The organism is Cellulomonas citrea (assembly GCF_009829685.1).
Taxonomy (GTDB): Bacteria; Actinomycetota; Actinomycetes; order Actinomycetales; family Cellulomonadaceae; genus Cellulomonas; species Cellulomonas citrea.
Window position 1 is genome coordinate 1 of record NZ_VWSD01000343.1, and the last position, 696, is coordinate 696.

Below are 696 nucleotides of genomic sequence, written 5' to 3' on the forward strand. Positions count from 1 at the left end.
CGGGTGCGGTCCGGGTGACGGACGACGTGACCGCGCGAGGGGCTCCCCGGCCAGGTCGGCGCCGCCGGGGTCCTGCACCTGGACCACCTGGCACACGGCCGGCTGGCCGCCGCTCTGGTGGAGGGCCCGTCCCGGCGTGCGCAGCTGCGCCGCGAGCCCCGCAGGCACCTCGAGCACGGCCTCGGCCCCCCGGTCGCGCAGTGCCAGCACCAGCCGGTCGGCGAAGGCGGGCGCGGCACGCATCGCGACCGGGCCGGGGGCCGTCGCGACCGCGAGCGCGAGCCCGGGGACGGCCGGACCGGTCCACAGCCTGGTGAGGCGGTCAGCGCCCGCGCCGCGCGCCAGCCTGCCCAGAGCCTCGAGGCTCCGCTCGACGCCGTCGACGAGCAGCAGCCGGCGCGGACCCGTGGCCAGCAGCTGGACCAGCCGTGCCACGACGAGGGCGTCCTCGGCCGGGACCACCGTGCCGAGCCGGCCGTCGGCGTCGTGGGCCTCGAGCATCGAGGACGCCCAGGGCGGGAGGCCGACGGCGTGCACCTGGTACCCGGCCCGCAACGCCGCGACCCCCGCAGCGAGCAGCGCACTGCTCCGACCGGTCCCGGGTGCGCCGACGACGAGCAGGTGCCCGAGCTCGGGCCGCCAGCGGACGGTGTCCCGCTCCAGCCGCTCGGGGTGGTCCGCGAGCGCGAGCGCGAG

General features: G+C 79.5%; 1 pseudogene. It reads right to left on the reverse strand.

The window, feature by feature from the left end:
• Positions 1-696, reverse strand: a pseudogene (locus F2B26_RS16610) (hypothetical protein); the annotation flags it as partial.